The organism is Hansschlegelia zhihuaiae, from assembly GCF_004103825.1.
GTDB classification, from domain to species: domain Bacteria; phylum Pseudomonadota; class Alphaproteobacteria; order Rhizobiales; family Methylopilaceae; genus Methylopila; species Methylopila zhihuaiae.
The window spans coordinates 18,326-27,921 of the sequence record NZ_RYFI01000014.1 but is presented as its reverse complement, the minus strand read 5'-3'; the positions used below and the strand labels follow the sequence as shown (position 1 = coordinate 27,921).

Genomic DNA, 9,596 nt, shown 5'->3' with positions numbered 1-9,596 from the left:
CAGCCGGCGCCCGCCGATCCGGATCGGCTCGAAGATGCCGGGCAGCGCGTAGGACGCCCGCAGCGCCTCGACGAGGCGGCCGCGGCCGAGCCAGACCTCGTGCCCGGTGTTGAACTCGGTCGCGATCGCGGCGAAGCGCGTGCCGAGCTCCTCGATCGCGACCTCGCCGAGATTGGCGTCGAGCTGGGCCTTGAGCCGGCCGCCCGCGATCAGCCCGGCCCCCGCGAGGCTGACGTCGAGCAGCCCGAACATCCGCCGCTTGGTGAGCGAGCGCGTCCACTCCTCGAGTTCGGGCAGCTTGCCCGCCGCCCAGCAGCCGCCGACCACCGCGCCGACCGAGGTGCCGACGACGATGTCGGGCTTCAGCCCAGCGGCCTCCAGCGTCTTCAGCACGCCGATATGCGCCCAGCCGCGCGCGATGCCGCCGCCAAGCGCAAGGGCGAGCGTCGGCCGCGCGCCCTTGACGGGCTCCGTGGCGTCGGCGTCGCGGGTCTCGGCGATCGAGCCGGGCCTGGAAATCAACTGGGTGAGGTTCGAAAACACGTGGCTTGGGCGCGATCCGGTTCGGCTTCGAGTCTCGGCCGATCATGCGGCGGCGGCGTGAACGCCCGTTGAACGTCTCAGGCGCCGTAGGTCTTGGCCGGATCGAACAGACGCTCGTCGTCGACCAGGGAGAGCGGCTGGCCGAGAGCCCCCTCGCCCGTCGCAACGGCGCGGTAGAAGCAGGATTTGCGGCCGGTGTGGCAGGCCGCGCCGGTGCCCGCGACGCGGACCTTCAGCCAGAGCGCGTCCTGGTCGCAGTCGACCCGGAGCTCCTCGACGGTCATCTCGTGGCCAGAGGTCTCGCCCTTGCGCCACAGCGCCCGCCGCGAGCGCGACCAGAAATGCGCGACCCCGGTCTCGATCGTGGCCTTGAGCGCCTCGGCGTTCATATGCGCGAACATCAGCACGCCGCCCGCTGCGTCCGTCACGATCGCGCCGATCAGGCCGTCGCGGTCGAATTTAGGCGCGAAGCCGAGGCCTTCCTCGATTTCGTCATGGGAGCCGCGGGCGGCGAAGGGAGCGGTCGTCTCAGAAGGCATGGCGCATGGGTCCAAAGCCCCCTCTCCCGCGTGCGGGAGGAGGGTAAGGGTGAGGGCCCGTCTGAAAGCGCGCCGCCGCGGGCCTTCATCCGGTCTCGGCTTCGCCTCGACCACCTTCTCCCGCGAGCGGAAGAAGGAAAGGCTCAGCCCGTTCGCTGGCCGGCGCGGACGAGGGTGATGAAGCGCACCTGCTCGGAGGCGTCGTCGCGGAACACGCCGGAGAACTGCGTGGTCACGGTCGACACGCCCTCCTTCTGGATGCCGCGCATCGACATGCACATGTGCTCGCCCTCGAGCATCACGGCGACGCCGCGCGGCTTGAGGTGCTCGTCGATCGCCTCGGCGATCTGCGAGGTCAGCGCCTCCTGGGTCTGCAGGCGCTTGGCGAAGACGTCGACCACCCGCGCGATCTTCGACAGCCCGACGACCCCGTTCGAAGGGTAGTAGGCGACATGCGCCTTGCCGACGAAGGGCACCATGTGGTGCTCGCAATGCGAGTGGTAGGGAATGTCGCGCAGCACGACCATGTCGCCATAGCCCTGCACGTCCTCGAACACGCGCTCGAGATGCTCGGCCGCGCTCTTGCCGTAGCCCGAGAACAGCTCGGCATAGGCCTTCACGACACGCTTCGGCGTGTCGATCAGGCCTTCGCGCGCGGGGTCGTCGCCCGCCCATGCGATGAGCGTGCGCACGGCCGCTTCGGCCTGCTCTCGGGTCGGCCGCGGAACTCCCGCGATCGTCTTGGGCGCCGGGATCGGTACACGGGCCCGGGGGTGCTGAACGACAGCGTCCATGAAGAACCTCTTGGGCGGAGCGCTAGCTCCGATACGCGCGACGACTGAACCCCGATCACCGGGTCCGGAAGCGAGGCGGCTTTCCGGGCGGGACATGGCGAGGCGCATCGCGAGGTCATATATAGGCAAAGCGCGCGCGGCCGCCAATGCGACGTTGCGCGTCCCGGCTGAGGCGGAGACGATTCGGGCCCGATGATCGACGACATCTACAACCGCCGCATCCTGGAGCTCGCCGCTTCGATCCCGCGGATCGGCCGGCTCGACGCGCCGGACGCGACCGCGACCGCGCAGTCCAGGCTCTGCGGCTCGACCGTGACGGTCGACCTCGCCTTCGACGGCGAGAAGGTGACGGACTTCGCCCATGAGGTGCGGGCCTGCGCGCTCGGCCAGGCCTCGTCCTCGGTGATGGCCCGCACCGTCGTCGGCCGCACCGCCGAGGAGCTGCGCGAGGTGCGCGAGCGCATGCGCGCCATGCTGAAGGACAACGGCCCGGCGCCGGAGGGCGTCTGGGAGGATCTCAAGGTCCTGGAGCCGGTGCGCGACTACAAGGCCCGCCACGCCTCGACGATGCTGACCTTCGACGCGGTGGTGGACGCGCTCGACCAGATCGAGAAGAAGCGGGCGGCCTGAGCCGTCCGGGACCGGGATGGAGAGGGGGAGCCATGACGTTCGGCCCGGAGCTGCCGCCGGAAGAGAAGCAGCGGCGGCTCGCCATCGTGACGCGGATCGGCTGGGTGCTGCTGCCGGCGATCTTCCTGTTCGTGGCGATCGTGGCGCTCGCGGGCGACTTTCTGTTCTGAGCGGGCTGCCGCGGCTCGCGCTTCGGGCGCCGATCCTCGCCTATCGCTATTCGCTCTCGATGTTCATGGGCCGGACCTGCCGGTACCTGCCGAGCTGCTCGGAATACGCCGACGAGGCGATCGCCCGCCACGGCGCCTGGGCCGGCGGCTGGATGGCGGCGTCGCGGGTCTGCCGGTGCCATCCCTGCGGCGGCGACGGGTTCGATCCGGTTCCACGTGAATTGCCTTCCGGCGCGACGTGGTCTAGGCCGTGGCGCTACGCAAGGCAGGCGAAATCGCCGGTCTGCGAGCACGTTGTGGAGCGCTGAGACGCTCCGAACTGACCCTTGAAACGCGCTTACCTGCATTCGTAGGCAGAGAGTGAGCGGAGAGACACCATGCCCCTCGTCACCTTCCCCGACGGCGCCCAGAAATCCTACGACGCCGGCGTGACCGGCGCCGAAATCGCCGGCGAAATCTCGAAATCCCTGCTGAAGCGCACCGTCGCCATGGCGCTCGACGGCGTCGTGGTCGACCTCGCGGACCCGATCGAGCGCGACGTCCGGATCGAGTTCCTCGACCGAAACGACCCGCGGGCGCTCGAGCTCATCCGGCACGACTGCGCCCATGTGCTGGCCGAGGCCGTGCAGACGCTGTGGCCCGAGACGCAGGTCACGATCGGGCCGGTGATCGAGAACGGCTTCTATTACGACTTCGCCCGCGACGAGCCGTTCTCGACCGAGGACCTGTCGGCGATCGAAGCCGAGATGCGCAAGATCATCGCGCGCGACCGGCCGTTCACCAAGGACGTCTGGAGCCGCGACCGCGCCAAGGACTGGTTCGCGGCCAAGGGCGAGACCTTCAAGGTCGAGCTGGTCGACGCGATCCCGCCGGACCAGGCGCTAAAGATGTATGCCCAGGGAGAGTGGATGGACCTCTGCCGCGGTCCCCACATGACCTCGACGGGCAAGGTCGGCGACGCCTTCAAGCTGATGAAGGTGGCGGGCGCCTATTGGCGCGGGGATTCCAACAACCCGATGCTCCAGCGCATCTACGGGACTGCGTTCCCGAACCGCGAAGCGCTCGACGGCTATCTCCACATGCTGGAGGAGGCCGAGAAACGCGACCACCGGCGGCTCGGCCGCGAGATGGACCTCTTCCATTTCCAGGAGGAAGGTCCCGGCGCCGTGTTCTGGCACCCGAAGGGCTGGACGCTGTTCCAGACGCTGATCGCCTATTCGCGCCGCAAGGTGAACAAGGTCGGCTTCGTCGAGGTCAACACGCCCCAGATCCTCGACCACTCGCTGTGGCAGACCTCCGGCCACTGGGACTGGTACCGCGAGAACATGTTCGTCACCGAGACCGAGGACGAGCGCGTCTTCGCGATCAAGCCGATGAACTGCCCGGGCCATGTGCAGATCTTCAAGCACGGTCTCAGGAGCTACCGCGAACTGCCGATCCGCATGGGCGAATTCGGCATCGTGCACCGCTACGAGCCGTCCGGCGCGCTGCACGGCATGATGCGGGTGCGCGCCTTCACCCAGGACGACGCGCACATCTTCTGCACCGACGAGCAGTTCATGGCCGAGACGCTCGCGCTGAACGAGCTGATCCTCGACATGTACGCCGATTTCGGCTTCGACCGGATCATGCTGAAGCTCTCGACGCGGCCCGAGAAGCGCGTCGGCTCCGACGCGCTGTGGGACCGCGCCGAGCAGGTGATGGGCGACGCGCTCAAGGAGATCTCGGCGCGCTACGGCAACCGCGTGACGACGGCGGTCAACCCCGGCGAGGGCGCGTTCTACGGGCCGAAGTTCGAATATGTGCTGCGCGACGCGATCGGCCGCGACTGGCAGTGCGGCACCATCCAGGTCGACTTCAACCTGCCGGAGCGCTTCGGCGCCTTCTACATCGGCGCGGACGGCGAGAAGCACCATCCGGTGATGATCCATCGCGCGATCTTCGGCTCGCTCGAGCGCTTCACCGGCATCCTGATCGAGCATTACGCGGGCCATTTCCCGCTGTGGCTCGCGCCTGTGCAGGCGGTGGTCACGACCATCACCTCGGAGGCCGACGACTACGCGGCGGAGGTCGCGGCCGAGCTCCGCAAGGCCGGGCTTCGGGTCGAGCTCGATCTCCGCAATGAGAAGATCAACTACAAGGTCCGCGAGCACTCCATGGCCAAAGTCCCGGCGCTCGTCGTGGTCGGCAGGCGCGAGGCCGAGGAGCGCGGCGTCTCGGTGCGCCGCCTCGGCAGTCAGGGCCAGACCGGCATGTCGCTCGCCGACTGCGTGGCGGCGCTCGCAGACGAAGCGACCCCGCCCGACGTCAAGCGGGAGCGGGGGAGAGAGGACGGCTCGGCCATCGCGGCGGAGTGAGGCTGACCGTCTGCCTCGGAACCACCGCTGTCATACCCGGCGAAGCCGGGTATCCACGACTTCGATCGTCGCGCTCGACGTTCCAAGTCGTGGATACCCGCGCGAAAGCGCGGGCATGACGGCGAGGTCGACGTCCTGACCTCAGCCCACCACCTCGAACAGGTCCACGTCCACCATCCCGAAATCCGTGATCTTGAGGTGCGGGATCACCGCGAGCGGCAGGAAGGCGACCTGCAGGAAGGGTTCCGACAGCACGCAGCCCAAGTCTTTCGCGGCTGTCCGCAGGGCGACGAGATGGTCGCGCACCGCCTCGTGGGTCTCGAGGCTCATAAGGCCGGCGAGCGGCAGGCCGAGCTCGGCCCGCACCTGGCCGCCGGCCGTCACCACGAAGCCGCCGCCGAGCTCGATCACGCGGTTGACCGCCGCCGCCATGTCGGCCGCGTCGGCGCCCACGACGCAGATGTTGTGGCTGTCATGGCCGACCGAGGACGCGATCGCGCCTTCGCGCAATCCAAAGCCCCTCACGAAGCCGCGGCCGATGTTGCGGTTGACGCCGTGGCGCGCGACGACCGCGACGGCCAGAGCGTCCTGCGCGACGTCGGCGGCGACGTATCCGCCGGAAGCGGCGAGGTCTAGCTCAAGGCGCTCCGTCACGATTTTGCCGGGGACGACGCCGATCACCGGCCGCTTTCCGCCCGGCACGCGTGTGAGAAGGTCGCCCGCCTCGACGGGCTCCGCCTTCATGCTGTCCATCCCGACCGGCCGGATGACGGCGCGCGTCTGCATCAGCTCCGGGGTGATCAGCCGGCCGGCGGCGATCACCTGCTCCACCCGGCAGCCTTCGTAGTCGGAGAGCAGGGCGAGGTCGGCGCGCTTGCCCGGCGCGACCAGGCCGCGGTCGCGCAGGCCGAACGCGGTCGCGCCGCCATAGCTCGCCACCCGGTAGACATGCGCAGGATCGACCCCTTGCGCGATCGTCCAGCGGATCATGTGGTCGATATGGCCCTCGACCGCGATCTCGACCGGGTTGCGGTCGTCGCTGCAGAAGCCGATGAAGGCCGAGGTCTCGGGTTTGATCAGCGGCCAGAGCGCGTGCAGGTCCTTGGCGATCGAGCTTTCGCGGATCAGCACGCTCATGCCCTTGCGGAGCTTCTCGAAGGCCTCGTCGTAATTGTTCGCCTCGTGGTCGGTGCGGATGCCGGCCGCCAGATAGCCGTTGAGGTCCTTGCCGCGGACCAGCGGCGCATGGCCGTCGATATGGCCGTCCGCGAAGGCCGCGAGCTTGGCGAGGCATCCCGGGTCGCGGGCCAGCACGCCGGGGAAGTTCATGAACTCCGCGAGGCCGATGACCTTCGGGTGGCCGCGATAGGGCCTGAGGTCGTCGATCTCGAGACGGGCGCCGGAGGTCTCGAGCGGCGAGGCCGGCACGCAGGACGACAGGTTCACGCGGATGTCCATCACCGCGGCCTCGGCGGACTTCAGCGCATAGTCGATGCCCTCGGTCCCGAGCACATTGGCGATCTCGTGCGGATCCCAGATCGCGGTGGTGACGCCGTGCGGCAGCACGCAGCGCTCGAACTCGAGCGGCGTCAGCATCGAGGACTCGATGTGGAGATGGGCGTCGACGAAGCCCGGCACGACGGTGAGACCGCGCCCGTCGATGGTCTGCACGCCCTCATAGGTCCCGAAGGTCCCGACGATCACGTCGCCGCAGATCGCGACGTCGCTCTCGAACAGGGTCGCGGTGACGACGTCCAGGACCTTGGCGCCCTTGATCACCAGATCGGCGATCTCGAGGCCCCTGCCCTGCTCGATCCGGCGGGAGATGATGGCTTCGGGCCCGTCGGGCTCATGGCTCATGGCGAAGTCGCTCCCGGCGTTCGATGCCCTGCGATCTTCGTCGGCAGGCCCATAAGGTCAAGGCGCACGACGACGTTCCGTCACAGCCGGAGGGCTTCCAACCGCCGCACCGCCTCGTCGAGCGTCGCATCCTCCTTGGCGAAGCAGAACCGCGCGACGGTCGTGACGGCGTCCTCTGCATAGAAGGTCGAGACCGGGATCGAAGCGACGCCCGCCTCTCGCACGAGACGCTCGCAGAACGCCGCGTCGTCCGCGACGCCAAGAGCCGAGAGGTCGACGTTCACGAAATAGGTGCCGGCGCTCGGCAGCGGCGCGAAGCCCACGGCCGTCAGGCCGGCCGAGAAGCGGTCGCGCTTCGCCTCGAGCCTCGCACGCATGTCCATGATCCATTCGTCCTCCTGGGCGAGGCCGAAGGCGACGGCGCTCTGCAGGTTTGGCGGTGTCGTGAAGGTCAGGAACTGGTGGGCGCGGGCGAGCGTCGACAGGATGTCGGGCGGAGCGCACACGAATCCGACCTTCCAGCCGGTCATCGAGAAGATCTTGCCGGCGGAGCCGATCTTCACCGCCCGGTCGGCGAGCCCTTCGACGCCGAGCGCCGAGACATGGGCGCCGCCGTCGAAGGTGACGTGCTCCCAGACCTCGTCCGCGATCAGGACAGCGTCGCTGTCGGCGAGCGCGCGGGCCAAGGTCTCGAGGTCCTCACGGCTGAACACCGTGCCGGTCGGGTTGAGCGGATTGTTGAACAGCACGGCCTTGGTGCGCGGCGACAGCGCGGCGCGGATCGCGGCCTCGTCGAGCCGCCAGTCCGGCGGGCGCAGCGTCACGAAGCGCGGGACGCCGCCGGCCCGGCGCACCAACGGCAGATAGGCGTCGTAGATCGGCTGGAACAGCACGACCTCGTCGCCGGGCTCGATCAGCCCGAACAGCGACGCCGCGATCGCCTCGGTCGCGCCGGACGTGACCATCACCTCGCGCTCCGCGTCGAGAGAGACGCCCTGCCAGCGGGCGTAGTGCTCGACGATCGCGCGGCGGAGTTCGGCAAGCCCGAGCATCGGCGGATACTGGTTCGAACCCTCCAGCACGGCCTCCGCGGCCTTTTTTCGAACGGCGAGCGGCCCCGGATCGTCGGGAAAACCCTGTCCCAGATTGATCGCGCCCGTCTCGCGCGCGAGCGCGGACATTCGCTCGAACACGGTGACGGGCAGCCCGGCGAGGATCGGATTGTGTGAGGCTCTGGGCATTCCGTTCGCTTTATAGAACGAATCGACCTGCTTTCGCGTCGGCGAAGGATTGCGTTGCAAAAGCGAAGATTTGGACAAATTCGAGGTATGCCGCTCTTATCGCCAACTTATCATCCATTTTGATCATGGGTTCGATCGCATAAACCAATCGAACCAAGTCTTGACATGTTCGCTACTCCGAACGATGCTCGCTTGAGGTCAGGCGTCACAAAGAGTGGTTCCTGAGCTCCGCCGAAGAACAACCAAGATCCGAAGAGGTCACGCGCGGGCGTCCGCCGCAGCATTCGGGAGTCGCGTCATGGCGAGCGTATCGAAACCAACGGGCTGTTGAAGCCCCTCCGCCGTCGCGGCGCGTTCGCACCGCCGGCCTAAGCGTTTCGTTCGTCAGTCCCGCATTCAGGCCAGCATTTCGGAGGCCGCCTTGAACGCTCCCCTGCACGCCGCCCGTCCCGCCGCCTTGTCCGCCCGCTCCCTTCTCAGCTTCGATCACGTCCACAAGTCCTTCCCGACGCGCGACGGCGCGGGCCGCGTGGCGCTCGAGGACGTCACGCTCGAACTCGGCGAGGGCGAAATCCTCGCGGTCGTGGGTTTCGCAGGCTCCGGCAAGTCGACCACCGCGCTGCTCGCCGCCGGCCTCGAAAGGCCGAGCGCGGGGCACGTGCTGTTCGCCGGCGCGGATTTCGAGACGGCCGGCGCGCGCGTCCGGCGCGGCATCGCGACCCTCGACGCCGATCCCGACCTGCCCGCCCACCTCACGGTGCGCGAGATTCTCGCCGAGCGCCACGACCCCGCGGCGCAGACCTCGGACGAGACGCAGGCGGCGGTCGACCGGCTGATCGACCTTCTCGACCTCGGCGAGGACGCCGACCGGCCGGCCGGCGAACTCTCGGACGGCGGCCGCCGGCGGGCGGCGCTGGGCCGCGCGCTTGCGAGCGACCCGCGCCTGCTGGTGCTCGACGAAGCGACTTCCGCGCTCGACCCGGAGATGACCGCGACCTTCCTCGCCGCGCTGTCGCGCGTGAACGAGGAGACCAAGCTCGCGATGCTGCTCGTGACCCACGACATGACGGCCGTGACCGCGCTCGCGCCGCGCGTCGTGGTGCTGGACCAAGGCCGCATCGTCGACGAAGGGCCGACCGCCCGCGTGTTCGCCCGCCCCGCCCACCCCGTGAGCCAGCGCTTCGCGGCCGCCGCGACCGGCGCGACCCTGCCGCCTTTCATAGCGCGGCAGGTCGGCGAAGACCCGGTGCCGGGCGGACGGGCGCTGATCCGGCTCGCCTTCGACGGCCCGGCCGCGACGCGGCCGGTGCTGACCAGCGTCGCGCGCGAGCTCGGCTTCGATTTCGGCATCCTGGCGGGGTCGCTCGGCGCGGCTGGGGGCGAGCCCTATGGCGTGCTGATCATCGCCGCGCCCTCGGACGAGCCTTACTTCACCGCGGCCGTCGAGCGGCTCGAGGACGCC

The 9,596-nt window shown here is 68.9% G+C and carries 10 protein-coding genes; 5 read left to right on the top strand and 5 right to left on the bottom strand.

Going from position 1 to position 9,596, the window contains the following annotated elements; translation table 11 throughout:
• From EK403_RS23280 to folE, 3 genes are all read right to left on the bottom strand, one after another.
• Positions 1-543 (bottom strand): patatin-like phospholipase family protein (locus tag EK403_RS23280; protein ID WP_245479712.1); only part of this gene is annotated, 543 nt, incomplete at its 3' end.
• Between the two features lie 77 nt (positions 544-620).
• A complete protein-coding gene (gene hisI, locus EK403_RS14455) occupies positions 621-1,082 on the bottom strand; it encodes a phosphoribosyl-AMP cyclohydrolase (protein ID WP_128778187.1) in 462 nt (153 codons plus the stop codon).
• Positions 1,083-1,225: 143 nt separating this feature from the next.
• Positions 1,226-1,876 (bottom strand): GTP cyclohydrolase I FolE, encoded by a 651-nt coding sequence (folE, locus tag EK403_RS14450; protein WP_128778186.1) that lies wholly within the window; start codon positions 1,874-1,876, stop codon positions 1,226-1,228.
• A 192-nt stretch (positions 1,877-2,068) separates the two neighbouring features.
• Between folE and EK403_RS14445 the strand changes: the two genes are divergently transcribed.
• From EK403_RS14445 to thrS, 4 genes are all read left to right on the top strand, one after another.
• Positions 2,069-2,506, top strand: a complete 438-nt coding sequence (locus EK403_RS14445; protein ID WP_128778185.1) for an iron-sulfur cluster assembly scaffold protein — start codon at positions 2,069-2,071, stop codon at positions 2,504-2,506.
• A gap of 32 nt (positions 2,507-2,538) precedes the next feature.
• Positions 2,539-2,676 carry a hypothetical protein gene (locus tag EK403_RS23275; RefSeq protein WP_245479711.1) on the top strand — a complete coding sequence of 46 codons (138 nt, stop codon included), beginning with the start codon at positions 2,539-2,541 and terminating at the stop codon, positions 2,674-2,676.
• Positions 2,673-2,984 (top strand): membrane protein insertion efficiency factor YidD, encoded by a 312-nt coding sequence (gene yidD, locus EK403_RS23270; RefSeq protein ID WP_280986688.1) that lies wholly within the window; start codon positions 2,673-2,675, stop codon positions 2,982-2,984. Before EK403_RS23275 ends, yidD begins: the two co-directional genes overlap by 4 nt.
• Positions 2,985-3,053: 69 nt before the next feature.
• Positions 3,054-5,033: a threonine--tRNA ligase gene (thrS, locus tag EK403_RS14435; RefSeq protein ID WP_128778183.1), complete on the top strand. Its 1,980-nt coding sequence runs from the start codon at positions 3,054-3,056 to the stop codon at positions 5,031-5,033.
• Positions 5,034-5,174: 141 nt separating this feature from the next.
• On the opposite strand, the gene ade is transcribed toward thrS, so the two are convergent.
• Both ade and EK403_RS14425 read right to left on the bottom strand, forming a co-directional pair.
• Complete coding sequence (gene ade / locus EK403_RS14430; RefSeq protein ID WP_128778182.1) at positions 5,175-6,893, bottom strand: adenine deaminase; 1,719 nt, start codon at positions 6,891-6,893, stop codon at positions 5,175-5,177.
• Positions 6,894-6,973: 80 nt separating this feature from the next.
• Entirely contained in the window at positions 6,974-8,134 is a 1,161-nt protein-coding gene (locus EK403_RS14425; RefSeq protein WP_128778181.1) for an aminotransferase, read from the bottom strand.
• 421 nt (positions 8,135-8,555) lie between these two features.
• On the opposite strand from EK403_RS14425, the gene EK403_RS14420 reads away from it, so the two are divergent.
• Positions 8,556-9,596, top strand: a 1,041-nt coding sequence (locus tag EK403_RS14420; RefSeq protein ID WP_128778305.1) for an ATP-binding cassette domain-containing protein, incomplete at its 3' end; no start/stop codon positions are given.

Coding starts and splice junctions, on each gene's coding strand:
- hisI (WP_128778187.1), bottom strand. CDS start 1,082: ATGCCTTCTGAGACGACCGCTCCCTTCGCCGCCCGCGGCTCCCATGAC.
- folE (WP_128778186.1), bottom strand. CDS start 1,876: ATGGACGCTGTCGTTCAGCACCCCCGGGCCCGTGTACCGATCCCGGCG.
- EK403_RS14445 (WP_128778185.1), top strand. CDS start 2,069: ATGATCGACGACATCTACAACCGCCGCATCCTGGAGCTCGCCGCTTCG.
- EK403_RS23275 (WP_245479711.1), top strand. CDS start 2,539: ATGACGTTCGGCCCGGAGCTGCCGCCGGAAGAGAAGCAGCGGCGGCTC.
- thrS (WP_128778183.1), top strand. CDS start 3,054: ATGCCCCTCGTCACCTTCCCCGACGGCGCCCAGAAATCCTACGACGCC.
- ade (WP_128778182.1), bottom strand. CDS start 6,893: ATGAGCCATGAGCCCGACGGGCCCGAAGCCATCATCTCCCGCCGGATC.
- EK403_RS14425 (WP_128778181.1), bottom strand. CDS start 8,134: ATGCCCAGAGCCTCACACAATCCGATCCTCGCCGGGCTGCCCGTCACC.